The sequence below is a fragment of the Mucilaginibacter sp. genome (assembly GCF_025362475.1).
In the GTDB taxonomy this organism is placed as follows: domain Bacteria; phylum Bacteroidota; class Bacteroidia; order Sphingobacteriales; family Sphingobacteriaceae; genus Mucilaginibacter.
Map to the genome: position 1 here is coordinate 1 of NZ_JANYGH010000067.1, position 21,744 is coordinate 21,744.

The window sequence follows — 21,744 nt, forward strand, 5'->3', positions numbered from 1 at the left end:
TAGCTTTACAAATCCGATCTGCACAGTTTGGGATTGCTTCGTACCTCGCAATGACGATCTTTTTCTCTATTTTTAAACAGCTTCTTAAAATCGACAAAATCACCAAAACCATCTGCACATCTGTAATCTATAATCCGCACATCCATCCATACGCTTATGTTAAGAAATTATATAAAAACAGCCTGGCGCAATTTGCTCAAGAATAAGTTTTATTCAATCATCAATATTGCGGGTTTAACCCTTGGTTTGGCCATTGGCATCCTGATACTGGTTTGGGTACAGGACGAGTTGAGTTTTGATGGCTTTCATAAGCAGGCACCCGATATTTACCGGCTTGAGCTGTTTGGCGGTACAGGTGCCAGCAGGCAGATCTACAGCATTGGTGTAGCGCCTATCGGGCCAATGGCCAAGCAACAACTGCCCGAGGTAAAAGAATCGGTACGCATTACGAGTAATAATTTTTCGCTGTACAAGTACAGGGATAAGGCTTTTGGTGATGAGAATGCTGCTTTTACCGACCCCTCTTTTTTTTCGATGTTTGATTTTCACTTGATAAAAGGGAACGCGGCCAAGCCATTTGCAGATGATAACTCGGTAGTGATCACCCAAAAAACTGCCCAAAAATTCTTTGGGGATCAGGACCCTATAGGTAAAGTAATTATTGCCGATGGTAACAATCTTACTGTAAGCGGTATAATTGCCGACTTCCCCAAAAACTCCAGCATCAACTATGATATGCTGATGCCGATGAGTTTCCATATAAAAGATATGCTAACCAGAAAAATCGACCTGAGCAGCAACTTCAGCTTTTTTAATTACATCACCTATCTGCAGCTTAAACCGGGAGCCTCATTAAAAGGCCTTACCACCAAAATAAGGCAGATCCACCTGAACCACAAAGCGGACGATACCGATGCCGAATACCTGTTACTCCCCATAACCAAAATGCATTTATACAATGGTGATATGAGTGATAAGGGTATCTCCACAGTGCGCATCTTCATCGTTATAGCCTTGCTGATACTGGTTATCGCTTGCATCAACTATGTAAACCTATCAACCGCGCGCTCCATGCTCAGGTCAAAAGAGATCAGCATGCGCAAGATCATCGGGGCAGAAAAAATACAGCTGTTCATGCAGTTTATCGTGGAAACCACCTTGCTGTTTTCATTGGCTGCATTGCTGGCCATTGGGCTGATATTTATTTTGATGCCCATGTTTAATAACCTGCTTCATAAAGAAATGGTTTTCAACCTGGCCGATTATCATATCTGGGGCATTCTGCTGGGAGCCATTACGGGCACTTTGGCAGCATCAAGCATTTACCCGGCTCTGCTGCTGTCATCCTTTGAGCCATTAAAAGCATTAAAAGGCAAAATCTCGGCCGGTATTGGCGATGTGCTATTCCGCAAGATATTGGTAGTTACGCAGTTTGTATTTTCAATAGTGCTCATCATTGGTACTATGATCATTACGGGGCAGCTCAATTACATCCGTCAAAAAAACCTGGGGTATGATAAAACCAATGTGCTCAGTTTTTGGATGCGCGATATGACCCAGCATTATGATGCTGTAAAAGCCGAGCTGATAAAACAACCTGGTGTATTGGATGTAACCCGATCAAATCAAAACGTGGTAAGGTTTCAAGGTTTTACGGGCTGGTTGGATTGGGACGGGAAAGATCCCAAGCAAAACATGATGATCCACCCTATTGTGGTTGATAAAGACCTGGTATCGTTCTTTAAAATGAAAATGAAAGAAGGCGCCACATTTACAGGTTCGGTTACTGATACCGCCCACTATGTTTTAAACGAAGCTGCTATTAAAGAAATGGGAATTAAAAACCCTGTAGGCAAACGCTTCACCATGCAAGGTGTAAAAGGTATTATCATAGGTGTTGTGAAGGATTTTCACTATGCATCCATGAAAGAAAAAATTGCCCCGGCTATGTTTTACTACCAGCCCAGGTATTTAAATACCATTTACATAAAAACCACCGGTCGCGACGCTCAAAAAGCTATCAACGCGGCTCAAAAGGTATTTAAGCAGTACAATGCAGAGTACCCATTTTCCTATAACTTCCTGGATGACATATTTAACAAAATGTACCAGAGCGAGCAGCAGGAAGGCAAACTCTTTACCTATTTTGCCGCTATAGCCATTTTTATATCCTGCCTCGGCTTATTAGGATTGGCAGCCTATACCGCACAGGTACGTACCCGCGAAATTGGCGTACGCAAGGTATTGGGAGCAAGCGTAAGTGGCATAGTTGGCTTGCTGGCCCGCGATTTTATTAAACTAGTGCTGATAGCCATTGTGATAGCCTCGCCGCTGGCGTGGTATGCTATGTACAAATGGCTGCAGGATTTTGCCTATAAAATAAATGTAGGCTGGCAGGTTTTTGTATTTGCCGGAATGATAGCGCTAATTATTGCCTTTGCTACCATAAGTTTCCAGGCGGTGAAAACTGCCTTAATGAACCCGGTAAAGAGTTTAAGGAGCGAATAAAAAGCCGTGTTTTAAAAGCGCAGACTTTGTTTTTGAAACAATTAACAAGGCGGGAGCCATAAAGTAAAACAGGTGCTATCATCATCAGACGATACACTTAGTGTGCCGCGGTGTGCCCGCGCAATTTCTGATGAGATATACAAACCCAAGCCAAGGCCCTCCTTGTGCGGCTCAACGTCGCCACGGTAAAATGGCTGGAACAGGCGCGCCTGCATCGCATCCGGGATCCTGTTACTACTATTGGTTACGGATAACGTTAAACCGTTGGCGCTGCTTGATGCTTCAACAACAACAGGCATATCGTTTTTGCCATGTGATAGTGCATTACCCAATATATTTGAAAACAGTTGGGCAATGCGCCTGCCATCGCAATTCACAGTATCCGTAAGGTTTAAATTGACAACGATAACCCTTTCCGGCCAGATGATACGCAATTCGGTTATTACATTGTTGAGGATCTCTTCCAGCGGCTCGTTATCTTTACGATTAAGTATGATCCCCTCACCAAGCCTGCCGCGTGCAAAGTCCAATATATTTTCAATGAGGCCTTTCATGCGATAGGCAGAATCCTGTACAATGTTGGCTAAACGTTTAACACGATCATCGGCTGGCACACGCAACAACAATTGGGCAACATTAAGTACCGCGCTTACCGGATTAAGCAAATCGTGGCCCAATATGGCAATAAACTGCTCGCGTAACTCGGCAATTTGGCGTTCTTCAGTTAATTTCATTTCACTCAGCGCCAGCCTGTCTATCGCATCCAGGTGGAAAGCAATAAGTTCCGCAAACAACTTAAACATGCCAACAATTTCGGGCGAACTTAAAACAACCGGGCGGGGATCAATAGCGCAAAGCGTACCAAAAAAATCACCGTTTTTAAGTATAATTGGCAAAGAAATATAGCTTTGAAAACCATACATGGCAGGCGTATGATGATTATAAAAACGTTCGTCCTTATCTACGTGATCAATAATTACGCCCACTCCGCTTTGCCTTATCTCATGGCAAATGGTTGATTTCAATACCAGCTCACCTCCGGGTACAAGTCCAAATTGAATCTCGTCACGTACGGCACAGCAAATCCATTTTTCGTCGGTAACCCTTGCAACAGCAGAAAATCCCATACCTGTGGTACGGCATATTACTTCTAAAATGGAGGCGACTACAGGAATATTATTTACAGCTTCTATATCTGCCTGAATCTCGGGGGTAAAATTTTCCAATTGGTACTGATGTTATATTTTTATGTAACCTGAATAACTTTTCAATGTATTAAAATCGCAACCATTTTTTGACTTAAATAGTTTCAATTTTTTTAAAATACCAAGAAAACATCATTCTAAGATACTTTATATTTTATTAATTAAAGATCATTCAAAATAACAACAACCGCAACAAAACCGAAACGTTTTAGGTTAGGATAAATTTAAACACAGCTTGTTGGGTGCCGCACATTTAAAAATTGACACTTTGCCGCTCGCTAAATAAAATATGCTGGTTACTTTAATTGTTATTACAACACTACAAATCCTCTCAATTATTGCCCCCCATGTATCAGATTGCAGTTACAACTTCCATTTAGTTCACATATACCAAATGTTGTTATATATTTGTTTTTATTACAAAAGTTCAAAGTAAAAAATGCTCAAGTATTCTAAACAAACCAGGTTATTATTAGCGGTAGATTGCATAATTTTTGGCTTTGATGGGGAGCTTCTAAAAATATTACTAATTAAAAGAGGCTTTCAGCCCGAAAAAGGTAACTGGAGTTTAATGGGTGGTTTTGTGCAGAATGACGAAAGTTTGGACCAGGCTGCTAATCGTATTTTAAAGCAGTTAACCGGGCTTGAAGGAGTGTACCTTGAACAATTATATACTTATGGCGACCCTAATCGCGATCCCCTGGAGCGCACTGTATCAGTTGCCTATTTCGCCCTGATAGATATCCACAAGTACGAAACACAGATAAGTGCCGACTATCATGCCGAATGGTTTCAGCTTAAACGGGTGCCAAAACTGATATTTGATCAACAGGAAATGGTGGAGCAAGCCCGTAAGCGTATCCGTTACAAGGCTGCCATGCACCCTATTCTGTTTGAACTTTTACCTACCAAATTTACTATCCCCCAACTACAGATCCTGTACGAGAGCGTTTTTAACACCACCATTGATAAACGTAACTTTAGCAAGCGTGTACTGGCAACAGGCTTACTTATTAAACTGGCCGATAAGGATAAAGCGGGCTCCAAACGGGGGGCCTATTATTACCAGCTTAATATGCAAAACTACTATGCTAAATTCCAGGCGTTTATGAATTTCATTCCAAATCCGGATGCGTTGTAGCAATATTGCAAAAAGCAATCTTACAAAACAGGTAACAAGGCCTTGTTTTATAAGACTGCTTTGCTCAGTATAATATTTCTACTTCAGCATTACCTTAGTCGCCCCGTAGCCAAACTTCTCTTTTCTTGCGTCCATAAAAGTTTGCACTTTAGGATGTTTACTTAACACCTTTTGCAATTCGTGGCGCAGAGTGCCGTTACCAGCACCGTGTATAAATGTTATATCGTGTAATTGGTGTACAATAGCCGCATCAAGTGCTTTATGAAAATGAGCCAGCTGAATGCTCAGTATTTCGCTGCTTTGCAAAAATTGGTAGTCGTCACGTAGTTTTTCTATATGCAGATCAACCTCGCTCACCGGTTTTTCAAAAACAACCTTCTCTTCCGCAGGTTTAAAAAAGCTTTCTTTTAGCTTTTGGGCGTCCAGGACCAATTCAGGCTCGTCAAGCCGTATCTCCCAACCTGCCTGATTCAATAATGGCACTTGCTTTTTTGTTGAAGAAAAATCCTTCGCTTTAAATTTCTCTTTAACTACCAATGGCGCAGGTGGTTCAATATTTTGTTTAGTACTATAAATAATATGAAATGTAAATGCAGGCCACAGTTGCAGATCGGCCAATTGCGCTGAGTAAATCATTGCTGATGACTTTGGAGCTATAATTCCAGAAAACTCGCCTTTAAATACCTGTTGTTTTTCGGTGTTAAACCCGGCCAGCAATTGGAACGATGTAGTATTCACCAAATGAAAATGTACTACAGATTGTGCTTTCGCATCGGCAACAACACCAACGTAGATACCTTTTTTATCAAACTGCGATAAATCAACTGGCTTTTCATCAGCTTCGGTATTCTTTTTTGTTCCGGCAGGTTCATAACCGTGTACAGTAGTAACTTTACTGGCCAGCACAGGTATCTCAAACTCGTCCTCGCCGGTAACGCCAATCATCTGGTCGTCAATAATGCGGGTTACAAACCCTTCCATTTTTTCATCAACAAACCGAACAAAATCGCCTAATTTATATTTCATAACTGTACTTATCAGGAAGCAAAGTTAGTTTATCCGTACACATTAAAACAAAATAAAACTTACAGGCTTTCTTAGTATAACTTTATATACACTAATTTATTGATACCTCTTATTGTTAACAATATTAATTATGATATCATGAGCGATAATACCATTAAAATTTTAGAGCCCGGCCAGTTAAAGCAAGTATTCATTCATAATCTTAACCGGTTATACTTTAGCAAATGTTACCTCAATAAAAACCTTGACCACATCATCAGCCTGGCATCATTCAGCAATTTAAAGCTTGCAATTAATGAATTTTGGGGTGATGTAAAAAAACAAATAATCAGGATGGACGAGGTGTATTCCTATATGGGCGAAATCCCTTCTGATAAAAACTGCAACCCTATAAAAGCTATCATTAAAGACCAGTTTTGCCTGGATGAAAAGCAGGCAATAACTGTTTTCAGCGATCTGGATATCATTATGTACATTCAATTATTGGAGCACGTAAACATCACATCATGCCGGATGCTGATGATGGTAGCCAAACTATTAAAATACGATAAAGTAAATCAGCTGCTTACTGAGTGCATGGATGAATCAACAGATAATGACCGCCTGTTCATGATCATCTCCAAAGAATATTTATCAGAGGATTAATAGGTTATCAAACCTTTTCTTAAAAAAGAAAGCCATCCGCAAAAAAGCGGATGGCTTAAATATTAGTTATTTAATACCCCTATTAAAATAACTTGAACAAATAAAATAAACATTTTCCGTAATCACAAAACATTTTTGACCAATAAATTAGTTGTTACTATTTTGTTACCAAAAACTGACCAGTAAGTAGGTATATTGATTTTTTATTTATTTTGTAACTTTTTACTTTAAAAAGCATCTTTACAAATATCCAACAGGAATTTATTTAAACAATGAACATGATCAAACCCATTACGCTAACTGCTTTATCCTTTTTCGCGCTTATACAAGTACAGGCGCAAAATTTGTATATGCCGCGCGATATCCAGAAAGCCTTCAATAAAGGCACCCGACAGGCAGATGGCAATCCGGGAAAAAAATACTGGCAAAACCACGGCACCTACAACATTACCATTACTGCTTTGCCGCCAGACAGGAATATAAAAGGATCAGAAACCATAACCTATGAAAACAACAGCCCCGATACGCTGAAAAGGCTCAACATGAAGCTGATCCTGAATATACACAAACCGGGCGTTGCCCGTTTTGGCGATGCTGGCGCAGATTACTTAACACCCGGCATCCAGTTTGATAAGTTTTTAGTTAATGGCGTGGCTGCAAAAATAGATGGCGCAGGCGCATCAACCAACATGGGGGTTACTTTAAGCAAACCACTGGCGCCTCATGAGCAGGTAAAGTTAGATATTGACTGGCATTTCCAGATCTCGTTAGAAAGCGGACGCGAGGGAATGATAGACCAAACCACTTATTACCTGGCTTATTTTTACCCAAGAGTATCTGTTTATGATGACTATAATGGCTGGGACAGACTTCCATTTTTAGATGGACAGGAGTTTTATAATGATTTTAATGATTATACCCTTACTGTAAATGCCCCTAAAAATTACATTGTATGGGCAACCGGTACTCTACAAAACCCTAATGCTGTATTACAGCCGGAATACGCTAAACGTTTGGAAACATCCATGACCAGCGACTCAACCATACATGTGGCTACTGCTGCAGACCTGGCTAAGAAAAACGTTACAGCACAAAAAGATCAAAATTCATGGGTATGGAAAGCTAATGACATCAGCGATATGGCTGTTGGTATAAGCGATCATTACGTGTGGGATGCTGCCAGTGCTATTGTTGATGATGTTACCCACCGCAGGGCCAGCATGCAGGCAGCGTTTCTGGATAGTGCAGCCGATTTCCATCACGCGGTGCAAGCCGGGCGTCACTCATTAAGCTGGTTATCACATAACTGGCCGGGTGTACCCTACCCTTTTCCTAAAATGACCGCATTCCAGGGTTTTGCCGATATGGAATACCCTATGATGGTAAATGATAGTCACCAGGATGATGTACAATTTGCTGCTTTTGTGCAAGATCATGAAATAGCGCATACTTATTTCCCCTTCTACATGGGTATTAACGAAAGCCGCTACGCCTTTATGGATGAAGGCTGGGCCACCACTTTTGAACGCCTGATAGGTACAGACGAAGTAGGAGCCGAGAAAGCCGACAAATTGTTTAAAGATTTCAGGGTAGACAGATGGATCCATGATGCCTCAACAGCAGAGGATTTGCCAATTATAACCCCATCAAGCGAGTTAAAGGCTGGTTACGGTAACAACTCTTATGGCAAGCCGGCATTAAGCCATTTTGCGTTGAAAGATATGCTGGGCGATAATCTGTTTAAAAAAGCGCTACATGGTTATATGGATCGCTGGCATGGGAAACACCCTATTCCCTGGGATTATTTTAACTCCATGAGCAATGTATCTGGTCGCAACCTCGATTGGTTTTTTAATAACTGGTTCTTCACCAACTATTATATTGATCTCAATTTGCAAAAGATAAACAAAGTTGCTGGTGGCTATACAGCAAACATAAAAAACGTGGGTGGTTTTGCCATTCCGTTTGATGCAAAAATTACCTATGCAGATGGTACAACCGAAACCTTACACCAAACACCTGCTGTTTGGGAACACGATCAGAAACAGATTGTGTTAAATATTAAAACCGCTAAAACCATCAAAACAATAACATTAGATGGCGGCGTGTTTATGGATGCCAATGAAAAAGACAATACCTTAGAGGTTAAATAAATTTACAATACTTGTAAAAACAAAAAACCCGGCAAAATGGCCGGGTTTTTTGTTTTTATATATAGTACTAAATATTATGCGTTCTGTATAGAATTGTTCCAATCATTGGCAGTGCCTTTTACTTTTGCTTTGGCATCATTAACAGCACTTTCTGCAGCTGCATGCACCTTATCATCCGCATTTTTAGCATTTGATTTTACAAATTCAATGGCATCATCTTTAGAATCATAAAGATCGTTAACGGTGCCGGTAAATTTTGTTTTTGCCTTTTCGTAAGCATCATTACCATATTGTTTAATGTCGCTTGCTGTTGATTGTGCTTTATTTTTGGCAGTATCCAAAAGGTCGTTTATATAATCGGCAATATCGTCTCTCAGCTCACCACCTTTTTCCGGGGCCAACAATAAACCTAATGCAGCACCCGCTGCGGCACCAACTAATAGTGCGGCTATAATTTTTGCTTGATCTTTCATTTTTTATATGTTTTTGTAGATATGATTTAACTTACCTAACTACAAACAACAACAATGCCAGTTTTGGCAGCAGCGTAAAAGAGATAATACCAGGTGAATACAAAACAGGCGAAAGAACTGGCGGCCAGTTACTAAAACCAATGCCCAATAAAAAAGGCATCCACTTATAAGTGAATGCCTGGTATGCTTAATGATTATATTATACTTAGATAACTTTTACATTTACCGCATTTAAACCTTTTCTGCCGTTCTCTACTTCAAATTCAACTTTATCATTTTCACGGATCTCATCGATTAGGCCTGTTGAATGAACAAAAATGTCTTGACCACCGCTTGTAGGTGTGATAAATCCAAAACCTTTTGTCTCATTAAAAAATTTTACTGTTCCTTCTTTTTGCATTATTTTATTTATTAAAGGCGCCAATTTAGGCAAATTTTCTAAAAAGCCTAACAGCCAAAAGTCATTATTCAATTTGAAAACCTGGCTGTTTAACGTTTTTAAAAAGCAACAGTAGCTAATTAACTGATTTTCAAAGCATATCCCGCGTTCAGATTTTCAAATTAGTCTGCAGGATTTATTATACCTCATCATATAAATTTTAAAACAAAAAAGCCCATCAGCTTTTGGGCAAACGGGCTTGCTAAAAGTAATAATCGCACAAAAGCAACCACAACACACTCCTTATTATTTTAGCTACATCTTTAAAAACTGTATTTCAACATATAGTTAAAGTAAAATTCCTATCATGTATATGGCATATATACGTGTCTGCTTCAATTTTAGTTTTATTAAATTGTAAGTTTGCGCCAAAATCAAAAACAGATATATGAAGGCCTTTATATTCGACCTTAATGGTACCATGATCAATGATATGCCCTATCATACCAAAGCCTGGCAAACACTTTTAAATGACCAACTGGGTGGCTCTTTCACCTGGGAAGAAGTAAAAAAGCAGATGTATGGTAAAAATCCCGAAGTGTTGGTAAGGATGTTTGGCCCCGATCGTTTTACCACGGAAGAGATGAACGATCTATCCTACAAAAAAGAAGAAAAATACCAGCAGGAGTTTTTGCCACACCTGGCACTTTTACCCGGTTTACATGAATTTTTAGAAGCTGCCTATCAAAAAGGTATCCCTATGGCCATAGGCTCGGCTGCTATCCCTTTCAATATTGATTATGTGCTCGATAATCTTAACATCAGGCATTACTTTAAAGCAATTGTAAGTGCAGATGATGTGGTATTAAGCAAACCGCACCCCGAAACCTTTTTAAAGGCCGCACAACTTTTAGATACCATACCCGATGATTGTGTTGTGTTTGAAGATGTGCCCAAAGGCGTTGAGGCGGCGGCCAATGCCGGTATGAAGGCTATAGTGATTACCACAACGCATGAGCAGCATGAATTTGAAAGATTAACCAACGTGTTGCATTATTCGGCCGATTTTAAGGATGATTATTTTACAGGGCTGATAGATTAATTTATATCCCCCTGTTATATATCCGGCAGATTTACCGTATTATTGATTAAGGTTTATATTCTGTAAGCCTTAAACCTAATCTTTCCTGATATATGAACATAAAATTTTACCTGCCTGCATTACTCATCCTTGGCTTATTAAGCTCATGTAGCGACCATATTTACGGCCCTGCTTTGCACCATAGCGATATAGCCTACATGCCCAAACCCATGTCAATGGATAGCGCAAAATCAGCTACCTATATTTCGGGTGCGCTGGTGCTTGATTTTAGCCCCAACCTTAACGACCAGCTTACAAGCGGACAGGTTAATATAAGCCATGCCAATACTTTTAAAAACTTTAACCTGGCTTATGGGGCATTTACCTCCCTGGGTAATTATGCCAATAGCGACCTGCAGCCTAATGACCCGTTTTATTTTAAAAATAAGTTTTTTGGTGCTGTTGGTGGACGCCTGTCAGGCAACTTTTTTATCAATAGCGATAGCCGTACAGATTTCAGGATAATTGGGTTTGAAGCTGTCTACAGTCATGAATTTGGCGACTATGCCAATTTCAGGAAAGCTGTAACCGGCCAGCCCAATTTTTATACAGATACCCGTACCAACCTTTTTACGGGAGGTTTAACCAGCGAAATTGTATTTCATGGCAGAAAACCAGATACCCAGATGGGTTTCAGAGTATTTGTTGGCGAAACATTTGGCAACGACAATATCTACAACAATAGCAACAACAATTACGTAACCTATAAAACGCCAACCTATGTCGCGTTTTCTTATTTCGTACAGTTTAAACAATATTTTGCAGTTGTTGAAGGTGGCACCTATGTGCAGTTCAGGGTAGGTCTTAAGTTTTAAAGCCTACTCCGAATAAACGCTTCCTACCCTATCGCGCAGGTTATAACCAGATGCCATTACCTCGCCATATGCACCCGCTGTGCGTACCGCTATCAGGTCGCCACGGAATGATACTGGCAGGTCAACATCTTTCTGGAAACAATCTGTGCTTTCGCATATAGGCCCTACTACATCATATTTTAAATCAGTTGCCGGTTGCGTGTTGCCGGTTGCCGGTATTTTATTTTGACTTAAATTCTCAATTTGATGATATGCCTGGTAAAGCATCGGCCTAATCAGTTCCGTCATCCCGGCATCCAGTACCAGGAAGTTTTTCTTTTTACCGTTTTTAACATACAATACCCTCGATATCAGCGACGCGCTTTGGGCAACCAGCGCGCGGCCAAGCTCAAAGTGTACTTCCTGGCCTGGCTTAACATTCAGGAAGCTTTTAAATACCTGGAAATAGTTTTCAAAATCGGCAATATTAGTATCGGGGCTATAGTAATCAACTCCTAATCCACCACCGGTATTGAGTACCTTAACCGGGAAACCATGATCTTCAAACCAATCCTGCATTTCATTGATGCGGGTACAAAGGCTTTTATAAACTTCCAGATCAGTAATTTGTGAACCGATATGGAAGTGAATACCTAAAAACTGCAGGCTGGCACATTTGCGCAATGCTGTGGCCACATCAGGCAGCTGCCATATATTGATCCCAAATTTATTTTCATCTAAGCCTGTGGTGATAAAATGGTGTGTATGCGCATCCACATTAGGGTTGATACGGATAGCCACATTGGCCTTTTTACCTTTGGCTGCAGCCAGCTCGTTTATTACCTCAAGCTCCTGTACCGACTCTACATTAAAGCAAAAAATATCGGCATCAAGCGCCAGGTTAATTTCCCTGTCAGATTTGCCTACACCGGCAAAAACCACCCTGCCTTTATCAAAGCCATGATCAATAGCCGCCTTTACCTCGTTACCGCTCACACAGTCGGCACCAAAACCAAAAGACTGGATCATATCCAAAACCTTAGGGTTAAAATTGGCCTTCATGGCATAATGCACATGGAAGCCATGCTTTGCCGAAGCATCGCGGCAGGCATCTAAAGTTTGGCGTAAAACACCCATATCGTAATAATAAAACGGGGTATCTAATTGCTGAAATTTATTTATGGTATCTGTATTAAACATTTTATGAGAGTCAAAAATCAAAATTAAAAAGTCAAAAATCCGGGCTCCGAAATCGAATATCCCAAATCCGAATTAAAACAACCGGTTATGCAGGCTCCGCAGAGTTTCTACCTTATCATCGGTTTTTACCAGTAATGAAAGGTTATGATCACTGCCACCGTATGATATCATCCTTAACGGTATATGTTTCACAGCCTCCAGCACCCTTGCTGCATAACCATGCTTTTCGGCGCCAAAATCACCTACCACGCAAATAATGGTATGGTTTACATCCAGCTCAACAGAACCAAACTTATTAAGTTCGCTGGTAATCTCGCCCAGGTATGTAGTATCATCAATAGTTAATGAAACGCCCACCTCTGATGTGGTTATCATATCGATAGACGTTTTATAACGCTCAAAAACCTCAAACACCTTTCTTAAAAAACCATGTGCAAGCAACATCCTGCTTGATTGGATTTTGATGGCTGTAATACCATCCTTGGCGGCAATAGATTTAATTTTATCCTTCTCGCTGGTGTTGGTAATCAGGGTACCCTTAGCCTGCGGATCCATGGTGTTAAGCAAGCGTACCGGGATCTTATATTTTTGTGCCGGGAAAACGCTTTGCGGGTGTAATATCTTAGCTCCAAAATAAGCCAGCTCGGCAGCTTCATCAAATGACAGCTGGGCAATGGGCTGCGTACCTTTTACAATCCGCGGATCGTTATTGTGCATACCATCAATATCTGTCCATATCTGCACCTCTTCGCTGCGGATGCCGGCACCTATCAGTGATGCGGTATAATCGCTTCCGCCGCGGCGCAGGTTATCAATTTCGCCAAAAGCGTTGCGGCAAATAAATCCCTGGGTAATAAATAAATTAACCTCCGGGTGTTCATCTAATAAAGGAGTAATTTTTTCGGTTATGTAATCAACAATAGGCTCGTTATCCTCATCTATCTTCATAAAATCCAAAGCAGGCAGCAATACCGATGGTATGCCAATCTCCTTTAAATAAACGTGATATAACGTGGTGGATAGTAGCTCACCTTGTGCCAGTATTAATTTTTCTTCAACGGCCGTGAACTGGTCATTAGCCAGGTTACTAAGCAATGCAAAATGATAATCTATTACTTCTTTGCCTTGTGTTAAATATTCGGGGTTAGCAAACAGTTCCTGTATAAAAAGCTCGTATTTATCCTTCAGTAAAGTTATCAGGTTAATGGCCTTCTTTTTATCTCCTGTTAAATAAGCCTGTCCAATCTCCACCAGGTTATTTGTGGTACCTGATACTGCCGAAAGCACAATGATCTGTCTTTCTGCAGGGTTAATAATGTCGAGCAGGTTTTTCATACGGGCGGGGCTACCCACCGATGTACCGCCAAATTTTAAAACTTTCATTGCTATTTTTGTTAACCGCAAATAAGCGCACTAACGTACCTTTATTTGCGGCGCTAAAAATAGGATTTTAAAATACTTATAACTAATTAAATTTGGCCGCCCCGGCAAACAATCACCAGTCTGCAAATTATCATTGTATGATGGCATCACCCCAACCGAAAAATGCCGCACGTTGTAAAACGGATTGATGCCGCACGCGCCAGGATAAGTTGTAAATGTATTGCTGGCCCTATCTGCTATTTTACCGCCCAAACACGAGGAATTCTTTACGGCAGGTTTTGCAGCGATAGCTTTTTACCGGCAACCAAAACAACAGCAATTTTACTAACAACTTACGGTGTATCCTTTGGCCTGTACTGGTGTGGCATACAGTACAAACCGCTGATTTACATCTTTTTTTTGATGAGCTTTTTTCTATTTCAACCATATTTATTCGTCGAAAACAAAATTTTTTATTCCATTATTAGGTACGCAAATAGCAGAACTCGCTGATTTTATTTAATAACATGTACAGGATATACATATTCAAGATATAAGAAGAAAAAGGCAATTGAAATTGCTAATATAATTAAGCCTATAACGGCCGAATTAATTTTGATACCATCTTTACTTAGCTCAAAGGTAGTGGAACCGGAGAGTGATATATCAGCTTTAGTTTCCTGGGATGTAGTGTCATCTGTAATTTTGGTAGTGGCATCAGGCCCTTGTATAATAATAGCTTTTTTAGCATCAGTTTGATTTCTCAGCATTTCATGGGTAAATTCAAACTGCTTATAGGATAGATACAAACCCGTTAAAACTATAAATATAACTACCACGAATATAATTATTGACGTATAATATTGAAAATCATATACTTTTTGTCCGTGTTTAATACCATACCTATCCTCTTCTATTTTTAAATCTTCCGATTTTTTAATATTGCTTAATAGCGTATATTTTGTATCTACATATTTATGAGTATTGTAGTTAGTCGTATCCTTTTTTGTAGACACAAAAACACTTTCTGTTTCCTGTTGTCCATTTGTTTGCGCCTGGGCAATATTTGAAGTTAAGATTGTTAATAAACAAAAAAATACAACTATCCTTTTCATACTTATTTCTTAGTTAGCTTATTATAAAAAGAGAGTCTATAATCTCTTAAACCAAACCAATTGCCTGCATCAACCTTTTCTGCTTCCAGTTTTTTATAACGCTCTATGTTACTAAGTTTTTGGGCATTGGTAAACTGCTTTTTATTACCCCAGTAATTATATATCAATTTTAAATATTTATCAGCTTCTAACTTAACGTTAGTTAAAGAATTTTGCTGTGCTCCATTTACCCCCGGTGTGCCTGATCCCGTATCCGGTGTATCGATGCCGATAGAACCTACAGGAGAAGCTGGGAATACGATAACGCAACCAGAACCATCAACAACGCTACCGGCAGCAGTACCTGGGCATTTGTCAAACTGATCAGCAACACCGTCACCGTCTGAATCTTTTTTCAGGTCGTTAACCGCAGTTTCTACGTTGGTAACACGGCCTTTTAAAGCTTCAACTTCCTGGCGTAAAGCTGCATCGTATAATTCATCATACATTTGAGCAACCGGGTTTACCCACTCTAAGTTTTGTTTTGATTTAGGACCAAAAGTATACTCTAAACCACCGTAAGTATAAGAGTAGTGGCTAAAAGTAGGATAAGTGTGAACACCAGCAAAGTCATAACCTTGTACAAAGCTAACAGTGTAACCTAAGTTTAAAGCTAACGCGTCAGATAGTCTGAATTTAACACCTGCACCTACCGGAGCAAATAATTCTTTCACGTTTTTATCACCGAATGGTAAAGTATTTACAGTGCCTCCAGCAGATGTATTGCTCTTAATTTTATACATATCTAAACCTAAACCGGCAGATGTATAAAAGTTAACACTGTTTTTGCGGTGTAAGAAGCTCACACTTGCAATGTTGAATACACCACTGATAGCTCCTGAATTGAAAGAAGTTTTATACTCGGTGATACCAAATTTCTCAGTTCCTGCTTTATCGATACCGTGAACTTTACCACCTAAGTAGTCTAATTGTAAGCTAAAAATGTGTGATAATTGTTGCCTTAAGGTAACACCATAACCCAAATCAACTTTAAATTTGTTTGTAGTGTTAATAGTAAATGGAACAAGTCCGTCTGTAATACCAACGTTAACGCCGATACTAAAGGTGTTGTACTGACCAATACCGCCAAATACCTTGGCAGTAGAAGGAGTAACTACGGTATCTTTTTGTTGCGCTTTTAAGTTAGCCGTAAAAAAAACAAAGATAAAGAGGGTAATAGCTGAATACTTCATAATTAAAGTTTAGGATATGATGTTGACATGTTCGGTTATATATAGCAATAGCTTTTGGTTTTGGTTATTTTTATCCAAAACAAAATTGTTATTTAAGAAAAGCTGATTAAGGATAACTAATGGAGTTATGAATTTTTATTATAGGAATGCCTATTTTTTCCATAGCGTGACAGATTGGGTATCCCAAAATAACATTTTTTCCAATCAAATGAAAATAAAATATTAATTACCAGCACATTAAGCCCCCACAACTATAAAAAACACAAATTTCAACTTTTAAGTGGGGCTATTATTGTCCACAACAAAAACTCGGCATTATCAGTACATGTCATTGACTTTACCGCGTTCTCGAAGTTGAAACCCTCATACTTAGAAACGATATTATAAACCTCCTCATAGCCCTTTGCTCCTAACGGAATCCTGCAGCAGCTATTATTACTCACTAATGTTAACCACACATCCGGTAACCAGGGGCCTTCATTGGTATTGATCAATAGTATTGTATGCACTTCTTTCCATAAAACTGATTCATTGCCCCATTTTGGATGTTCAACCAGTACCGATTCAACAGTAATGGTAACTACATAAAAATCTTCAGGCTGTAGGTTGGCTTTAGTTCTAAAAGAAAACAGCTTTTAATAAAATCAATGATCATACTTCCAATGTAGCATATTTTTTTGAAGGACGAGGGATGCCCGGAACTTACCTAAACACATTTTCCTTTACCATAAACAAAGGCAATGAACCATGATCCTGTACACGGGAGTGAAAATCTTTGATATTAAAATCTCTGCCTTGTTTTTTTTGCAACTCCTCTTTCCAGTGCAGTATTAGCAGCGCGCCGTACTTGTAGGTAACTACCTGCGCAGGCCAGCGGCGTATACGGGCAATTTCGCGCAGGGCAATATCATCCTGGTTGCGGATGTTCTTTTTCCAAAAGGCAAGGGCCTGCTCATCAGTCCAGCCGTAATAGTTTAGGCCAACATCAAGTGGCACCCGTACCGAGCGCACAATATCCCATTCCCATTTACCTAACTCATCATAAGGGGTTTGGTAAACGCCTAACTGCTTGCCCAGTTCTTCGGCATAAGCGCCCCAGCCCTCGGCAAAGCCCATATAGTAAAAAAGCTGCTGAACTGCCGATGTTTTGGTTTTACTTTCGATGCTGGATTGATAATGGTGGCCCGGTACAGCCTCATGTATAAAAAGCCAATCATACTGGCGTTTATTGTAAGGCTTATCAAAAAGATTATAATAAAAAGTGTTATTATCATAGTAACCGGGCGTTTGTGCCAGTTGCTTACTCTCGCCTGCTTTAATTTTCAAATCAGGTATCTCAAAATCGTTAAAAAGTTTGGGTAAATTACTGTAGATGATGGCCCTGGTGCGCTCAAAACTTTGCTGAACCAATTTGGGATCGCGCTCAAAAAACTCAGGATCGTTAAGGTGTTTGTAAAAGGCATCCTCGCTTAAGCCGGTCTGCTGCCGCACCGACTCAATATGCTGCTGCACCCGGCTCACCTCCCCCAGTCCAAATTTATAGATCTCATCGGGCGTTACATCGGCGCTCACCCATCGTTTTAGCAAATAAGCATACCAGGCTTTACCGTCAGGAACGGTAATAATACCACCTGTTGAAATTTTTACAGGTCGATATTTGATCCATTCCTGTTCCAATACCAGCCGCTCCAGGTTAAGTTTACATTCATATTTAATCAATTCGTAATCTATCTTTTGCGATGGGCTTAAGGCTTCCACTTTGAAGTTTGACAAACCCGTATCAGCCCACTTAAAAAACTCCTCTTGCTTCTGTATGGCTGTTTCTGTGCCGATATGTTCCAATCCGCTTACATAGCTTAGCTCTGGCTGCGGCAGGTTAAGTGCGGTATATCCGCTTACAAACCGGGCTGAAAAAGCATCAAATTTTTGCTGAGCGCGGGCATCAAAAAAGGACAGCATAAAAAAGCCGGCACAAAATAAGAGTGTCTTCATAATGGGGTTTTAAAATATCATAAGGATTACAAGCTTCGATGTTTATTTGTAGCCTATGTTACAAAATATACCCTCAAATAATGTAAATTGTAAGCACCATGCGTAAACTTACCCTTATAATTGCTTTGATAACCTGCTGTTGTAAAACCTTTGCCCAGGTAACTTACCCGGATGCAACTTTACCTGCAAATTTCCCGATTCTTTTTGCCAAAGGTATTCTAACCGATGGCCTTAGCAACCGCGATTTTACCATCTCGCCCAAAGGCGACGAGATTTTTTACACCCTGCAACAACCACGTTTTGTTAGCAGTACCATTCTGTATCTTACAAAAAAGAATGGCAAATGGAGCAAACCCCTCGTAGCCCCATTTTCCGGTCGTTTTAGGGATCTGGAGGCTGCTTTCTCCCCAGACGGAATGTATATTTATTTTTCTTCGGACAGGCCGCTAAAAGATGGCGCCGCTAAAAAGGACTTTGATATATGGCGGGTTAAGTGCAATTCAAATGGCACCTGGGCCGCGCCCGAGAATTTAGGACCCAACGTTAACACCAATAAAAATGAATTTTACCCCAGCATCACGCGCAGCGGCAACCTTTATTTCACGGTTGAGGCTGATTATGGCAAAGGGAGCGAAGATATTGTTGTGTGCAAACCAATGCCTGGCGGCTATACCAAACCAGAGAGTTTACCCGAAGATATCAATACCAAATACGATGAGTTTAATGCCTTCGTCGACCCTGATGAGCAATTTATTTTGCTTACTTCTGAAGGCCGCCCTGATGATATAGGCCGGGGCGACCTTTACATTAGCCACAAGGATAAAGCAGGAAACTGGCTGCCGGTGAAACATTTGCCGGTGCCCGTTAACTCAACCGCCATTGACTATTGCCCCTTTGTTACCTGGGATAAAAAATATTTAATGTTCACCAGCAGCCGGTTAAATAAGGAATTGACCGATGGTAAAACAAAAACTTACCCGCAATTAAAAACCTTACTGAACAGCGCGGGTAACGGCTGGGATGATATCTATTGGGTGAAATTTGACACAGACTGGTAGTACTGTAAAAAAGAAAAGTCATGTTGAATTGGTTTCAACACGACTCCATATCTTAAAAAGTAAGCTGCTTACTTTTTATCTTCAACCCGTTTTAATACCGAGTGAACTTTTGAACCGCTAACCTCCAGGTCTACAGTTGTTGAATCGCCATAAAACTTACCAGTATGTGGAATATCCATTCCGCTGGTGCTTATGGTGAATGAAAAATCAGCGCCGGTTATTTTACCATTGTTTAAAGGCACATCGCCATCGGGAGTAAGCGCAGTACCCGTTAATTTGTCTCCATCAATCTTAAAATTGTAAAGCAATGGATACTCTGTACCGCCAATATCAGCCTTTCCAGACCATTTTCCATTTAAATCAGCAATGGCTGCAAGGCATACCATAAAGCAGCTTAGTAATAAAGCAGTTGTAAATAATTTTCTTTTCATAACTTAAATTTGTTCATATCTAAGATAAGATGTTTTTCATTATAATATGTTACCATAAAATTATTAAAAAGTTATAATCAAAGCATTTAGCCTACCGGGCCGCCACTGCTTTCAGGATGTAATTCTCCATAATCTTCTCGGGCTGCCACACCCTGCGGTTCCTGAAATTGCCCGATGTAATAACCACCACCAACTGGTATTCAGGCACTATAAATATATATTGCCCACCCGCGCCACGCGCCTCTACAGTGTTAATAATTTTACCATTAACGTTGTAATGATAATGCCACCACAAAAAGCCATATTCATTTTTCTCGTTATGATTTTCAAGCACCAGGTACTTCTTGAAGGAGGCATCAACCCAGTTTTTGCTGATGAGCTGCTGATTTTTCCATTTACCACCATTAGCATAAAGTAAACCAAACTTTAACATATCCCGTGGCCGCAGGTGCATACCGCCACCAAAATATGGCCGGTTAAGCGGATCATCAAAAACAATATAGTTGCTAATACCTAATGGCTCAAACAAATTTTGATCAATAAACAAGTCGAGCGGCTGTTTCACTACGGTATCTGCAATTACCCCAAGCAGGTAAGGATTGGCCGAACTATAGTTGGCATGCGTACCCGGATAGTTGATCATCGGCGCCTCAACCACTGTTTTCAGCCAGTTTGCCGAGTTTTGATATTCATCTTCTGATGCTGCCGACTTCCTGTCTATCCCAAAGTCTATGGCATCCAGGCCCGAGCTCATCGTGAGCAAGCTGCCTATGCTGATGGCCTGTTTCCGTTTATCACCATCGGCAGCATGCTTATATTGACCAGGTAAAAACTGCAACAGCTTTTGGGCGGTATCCTTCAGCAAGCCTTTATCCATAGCTATCCCCACAATGGCAGATGAGATACTTTTTGATGCCGACCGCAGATCATGAACTGCGCCTTCATCGAACCCATTAAAATACTGCTCATAAACAAGCTTTCCACTCCTGCTGATGAGCACACTATGTGTATTGGTGATCTTATTTGCGTTGATGCTATCCACCATCAGTTTTAAATAGCTTTCATCAAAACCGGCTGCTTTCAGGCTGTTAACAGGCAAGCCATCTTTCATATCAACAGGCATATTGCCGTTAAAAGGCAACCTAGGAGCTTTGCCTGCCAAATCCCATTCCTTAACAGAGCGGTGTAAGGAAACCGTGGTTATGGGTAAACCAGCAATTTCGGCCTGTAAAGTAATGACATCCTTAAATAACTTACCATTAAACTTTAAACCGCTGCGATAATCCCTGAAATGAACACTATCAGCATTAAGGGTTAACCCGCCACTTGCAAAGCCCGAAAAACGGGTATCGCCAAGGAAAATATATGCTTCGTATTTAGTTGAATCGGTATTTTCAACATCAATATAAAATTCAGGTTTCAGATCGGGAACAAACAAAATGTTCCATTTACCGGTGTTGGTGCCGGCTGCCTTTGCTTTTAAAACCATGTGGTAACTCCATTGAACGGAACGGATGAACAGCCGAACCTCCTTATCCCTTATGGTGCCTTTAACTGCCAGGTTGTTATCAAGCTTAACCTCGAAATTATTATTGGCCGATAGTTTAAAGTTTTTGTAGATCGATTTACCGGAAGAAGTTAACTGTAGCGTATAGTTGCCTAAAGTAAGTTTTTTTACCGCTACGACTATACCGAAGTTTTGGGGCTGGGTTAATAAACCTTCCCAATGGCCTTCATAGGGCTTCATACCAATCTGCCCAAAACAAGTAGTGCTGATCAGCAGCATCAATACTATTGCGGGTAAGCTGTTTTTAAAATAGTTGAATAATAACATGGTATATATTTATGGCACAATAGTAAGCACTTAGCGATAGGCAAAATAGCACATT

20 protein-coding genes are annotated in these 21,744 nt (G+C 40.3%); 8 read left to right on the plus strand and 12 right to left on the minus strand.

From position 1 onward, the window contains the following. Both Q0R88_RS23220 and Q0R88_RS23225 read left to right on the plus strand, forming a co-directional pair. A partial coding sequence (locus Q0R88_RS23220; protein ID WP_295720808.1) for a hypothetical protein occupies positions 1-206 on the plus strand: 206 nt, incomplete at its 5' end. Beyond that, on the plus strand, positions 157-2,508 hold the full coding sequence (locus Q0R88_RS23225; RefSeq protein WP_295720809.1) for an ABC transporter permease: 2,352 nt from the start codon (positions 157-159) through the stop codon (positions 2,506-2,508). The genes Q0R88_RS23220 and Q0R88_RS23225, both read left to right, overlap by 50 nt. 41 nt (positions 2,509-2,549) lie before the next feature. On the opposite strand, the gene Q0R88_RS23230 is transcribed toward Q0R88_RS23225, so the two are convergent. Further along, positions 2,550-3,734 carry a GAF domain-containing sensor histidine kinase gene (locus Q0R88_RS23230; RefSeq protein ID WP_295720810.1) on the minus strand — a complete coding sequence of 395 codons (1,185 nt, stop codon included), beginning with the start codon at positions 3,732-3,734 and terminating at the stop codon, positions 2,550-2,552. Between the two features lie 418 nt (positions 3,735-4,152). Here Q0R88_RS23230 and Q0R88_RS23235 point away from each other — a divergent pair, with 418 nt between their 5' ends. Continuing rightward, positions 4,153-4,854, plus strand: a complete 702-nt coding sequence (locus tag Q0R88_RS23235) for an NUDIX domain-containing protein (RefSeq protein WP_295720811.1) — start codon at positions 4,153-4,155, stop codon at positions 4,852-4,854. A 78-nt stretch (positions 4,855-4,932) separates the two neighbouring features. On the opposite strand, the gene Q0R88_RS23240 is transcribed toward Q0R88_RS23235, so the two are convergent. Further along, positions 4,933-5,880, minus strand: coding sequence for a Smr/MutS family protein (locus Q0R88_RS23240; protein WP_295720812.1), 948 nt, complete (start codon positions 5,878-5,880; stop codon positions 4,933-4,935). Positions 5,881-6,018: 138 nt separating this feature from the next. On the opposite strand from Q0R88_RS23240, the gene Q0R88_RS23245 reads away from it, so the two are divergent. Together Q0R88_RS23245 and Q0R88_RS23250 are read left to right on the plus strand one after the other, a co-directional pair. Further along, on the plus strand, positions 6,019-6,525 hold the full coding sequence (locus Q0R88_RS23245) for a DUF892 family protein (RefSeq protein ID WP_295720813.1): 507 nt from the start codon (positions 6,019-6,021) through the stop codon (positions 6,523-6,525). 278 nt (positions 6,526-6,803) lie between these two features. After that, entirely contained in the window at positions 6,804-8,678 is a 1,875-nt protein-coding gene (locus Q0R88_RS23250) for a M1 family metallopeptidase (RefSeq protein WP_295720814.1), read from the plus strand. A gap of 74 nt (positions 8,679-8,752) precedes the next feature. Here Q0R88_RS23250 and Q0R88_RS23255 read toward each other — a convergent pair whose 3' ends face one another. Both Q0R88_RS23255 and Q0R88_RS23260 read right to left on the minus strand, forming a co-directional pair. After that, a complete protein-coding gene (locus tag Q0R88_RS23255) occupies positions 8,753-9,151 on the minus strand; it encodes a YtxH domain-containing protein (RefSeq protein WP_295720815.1) in 399 nt (132 codons plus the stop codon). Between the two features lie 205 nt (positions 9,152-9,356). Then, positions 9,357-9,551: a cold-shock protein gene (locus Q0R88_RS23260; RefSeq protein WP_090644815.1), complete on the minus strand. Its 195-nt coding sequence runs from the start codon at positions 9,549-9,551 to the stop codon at positions 9,357-9,359. Positions 9,552-9,978: 427 nt separating this feature from the next. Between Q0R88_RS23260 and Q0R88_RS23265 the strand changes: the two genes are divergently transcribed. Continuing rightward, positions 9,979-10,632, plus strand: coding sequence for an HAD family phosphatase (locus Q0R88_RS23265; RefSeq protein ID WP_295720816.1), 654 nt, complete (start codon positions 9,979-9,981; stop codon positions 10,630-10,632). Positions 10,633-10,724: 92 nt separating this feature from the next. Beyond that, complete coding sequence (locus Q0R88_RS23270) at positions 10,725-11,486, plus strand: hypothetical protein (protein WP_295720817.1); 762 nt, start codon at positions 10,725-10,727, stop codon at positions 11,484-11,486. 3 nt (positions 11,487-11,489) lie between these two features. Here Q0R88_RS23270 and lysA read toward each other — a convergent pair whose 3' ends face one another. The 6 genes from lysA to Q0R88_RS23300 form a co-directional block, all read right to left on the minus strand. Beyond that, a complete protein-coding gene (lysA, locus tag Q0R88_RS23275) occupies positions 11,490-12,665 on the minus strand; it encodes a diaminopimelate decarboxylase (protein ID WP_295720818.1) in 1,176 nt (391 codons plus the stop codon). Positions 12,666-12,737: 72 nt separating this feature from the next. Beyond that, the gene (locus tag Q0R88_RS23280; RefSeq protein ID WP_295720819.1) at positions 12,738-14,048 is read right to left on the minus strand and encodes an aspartate kinase; all 1,311 of its coding nucleotides are present in this window, start codon (positions 14,046-14,048) and stop codon (positions 12,738-12,740) included. 494 nt (positions 14,049-14,542) lie between these two features. Then, on the minus strand, positions 14,543-15,142 hold the full coding sequence (locus Q0R88_RS23285; protein ID WP_295720820.1) for a hypothetical protein: 600 nt from the start codon (positions 15,140-15,142) through the stop codon (positions 14,543-14,545). 2 nt (positions 15,143-15,144) lie between these two features. Further along, on the minus strand, positions 15,145-16,374 hold the full coding sequence (locus Q0R88_RS23290; protein WP_295720821.1) for an OmpA family protein: 1,230 nt from the start codon (positions 16,372-16,374) through the stop codon (positions 15,145-15,147). Between the two features lie 269 nt (positions 16,375-16,643). Next, complete coding sequence (locus Q0R88_RS23295; protein WP_295720822.1) at positions 16,644-16,883, minus strand: hypothetical protein; 240 nt, start codon at positions 16,881-16,883, stop codon at positions 16,644-16,646. A 193-nt stretch (positions 16,884-17,076) separates the two neighbouring features. Continuing rightward, complete coding sequence (locus Q0R88_RS23300; protein WP_295720823.1) at positions 17,077-18,366, minus strand: DUF885 domain-containing protein; 1,290 nt, start codon at positions 18,364-18,366, stop codon at positions 17,077-17,079. 98 nt (positions 18,367-18,464) lie between these two features. Here Q0R88_RS23300 and Q0R88_RS23305 point away from each other — a divergent pair, with 98 nt between their 5' ends. Further along, complete coding sequence (locus tag Q0R88_RS23305) at positions 18,465-19,424, plus strand: hypothetical protein (protein WP_295720824.1); 960 nt, start codon at positions 18,465-18,467, stop codon at positions 19,422-19,424. A gap of 68 nt (positions 19,425-19,492) precedes the next feature. On the opposite strand, the gene Q0R88_RS23310 is transcribed toward Q0R88_RS23305, so the two are convergent. Continuing rightward, the gene (locus tag Q0R88_RS23310; RefSeq protein ID WP_295720825.1) at positions 19,493-19,855 is read right to left on the minus strand and encodes a hypothetical protein; all 363 of its coding nucleotides are present in this window, start codon (positions 19,853-19,855) and stop codon (positions 19,493-19,495) included. Between the two features lie 91 nt (positions 19,856-19,946). Then, positions 19,947-21,689, minus strand: coding sequence for a serine hydrolase (locus Q0R88_RS23315; RefSeq protein ID WP_295720826.1), 1,743 nt, complete (start codon positions 21,687-21,689; stop codon positions 19,947-19,949). Positions 21,690-21,744 lie beyond the last annotated feature (55 nt).

What these genes read in the sequence shown, in the direction of transcription:
- Q0R88_RS23225 (WP_295720809.1), top strand. Translation starts at nt 157, where the DNA reads ATGTTAAGAAATTATATAAAAACAGCCTGGCGCAATTTGCTCAAGAAT.
- Q0R88_RS23235 (WP_295720811.1), top strand. Translation starts at nt 4,153, where the DNA reads ATGCTCAAGTATTCTAAACAAACCAGGTTATTATTAGCGGTAGATTGC.
- Q0R88_RS23240 (WP_295720812.1), bottom strand. Translation starts at nt 5,880, where the DNA reads ATGAAATATAAATTAGGCGATTTTGTTCGGTTTGTTGATGAAAAAATG.
- Q0R88_RS23245 (WP_295720813.1), top strand. Translation starts at nt 6,019, where the DNA reads ATGAGCGATAATACCATTAAAATTTTAGAGCCCGGCCAGTTAAAGCAA.
- Q0R88_RS23250 (WP_295720814.1), top strand. Translation starts at nt 6,804, where the DNA reads ATGATCAAACCCATTACGCTAACTGCTTTATCCTTTTTCGCGCTTATA.
- Q0R88_RS23255 (WP_295720815.1), bottom strand. Translation starts at nt 9,151, where the DNA reads ATGAAAGATCAAGCAAAAATTATAGCCGCACTATTAGTTGGTGCCGCA.
- Q0R88_RS23260 (WP_090644815.1), bottom strand. Translation starts at nt 9,551, where the DNA reads ATGCAAAAAGAAGGAACAGTAAAATTTTTTAATGAGACAAAAGGTTTT.
- Q0R88_RS23265 (WP_295720816.1), top strand. Translation starts at nt 9,979, where the DNA reads ATGAAGGCCTTTATATTCGACCTTAATGGTACCATGATCAATGATATG.
- Q0R88_RS23270 (WP_295720817.1), top strand. Translation starts at nt 10,725, where the DNA reads ATGAACATAAAATTTTACCTGCCTGCATTACTCATCCTTGGCTTATTA.
- lysA (WP_295720818.1), bottom strand. Translation starts at nt 12,665, where the DNA reads ATGTTTAATACAGATACCATAAATAAATTTCAGCAATTAGATACCCCG.
- Q0R88_RS23280 (WP_295720819.1), bottom strand. Translation starts at nt 14,048, where the DNA reads ATGAAAGTTTTAAAATTTGGCGGTACATCGGTGGGTAGCCCCGCCCGT.
- Q0R88_RS23285 (WP_295720820.1), bottom strand. Translation starts at nt 15,142, where the DNA reads ATGAAAAGGATAGTTGTATTTTTTTGTTTATTAACAATCTTAACTTCA.
- Q0R88_RS23290 (WP_295720821.1), bottom strand. Translation starts at nt 16,374, where the DNA reads ATGAAGTATTCAGCTATTACCCTCTTTATCTTTGTTTTTTTTACGGCT.
- Q0R88_RS23300 (WP_295720823.1), bottom strand. Translation starts at nt 18,366, where the DNA reads ATGAAGACACTCTTATTTTGTGCCGGCTTTTTTATGCTGTCCTTTTTT.
- Q0R88_RS23305 (WP_295720824.1), top strand. Translation starts at nt 18,465, where the DNA reads ATGCGTAAACTTACCCTTATAATTGCTTTGATAACCTGCTGTTGTAAA.
- Q0R88_RS23310 (WP_295720825.1), bottom strand. Translation starts at nt 19,855, where the DNA reads ATGAAAAGAAAATTATTTACAACTGCTTTATTACTAAGCTGCTTTATG.
- Q0R88_RS23315 (WP_295720826.1), bottom strand. Translation starts at nt 21,689, where the DNA reads ATGTTATTATTCAACTATTTTAAAAACAGCTTACCCGCAATAGTATTG.